The 233-nt window shown below is 57.5% G+C and carries 1 protein-coding gene; it reads right to left on the minus strand.

Going from position 1 to position 233, the window contains the following annotated elements:
• Positions 1 to 198, minus strand: a 198-nt coding sequence (locus tag ACPYOM_RS24095; protein ID WP_481347915.1) for a pyridoxal-phosphate dependent enzyme, incomplete at its 3' end; no start/stop codon positions are given.
• Positions 199 to 233: the final 35 nt, after the last annotated feature.

The following is a 233-nucleotide window of genomic DNA, read 5'->3' on the forward strand; positions in this document are numbered from 1 at the left end:
GTCCAGCTGGCCGTTCTCCTTCGCGGTGAGCAACCTGTTGAAGGCACCCCGGGCTTTGAAGGATCCGGTGTGCTGCATGTATTCGCACTTGAACCACAGGTGATAAGGCTCCTGGTTCCCGCTTTCAGCAAGGGGCGTGTGCCGCACCCAGCCCGATGTCCGGGCATATGCTGCTTCTACTTCTTCGCGTGTGACCATTGTGGGTGTACCTTTCGTCAGGTTTCATCCTATGG

This window comes from Monashia sp. HAY1-2A (assembly GCF_056755315.1).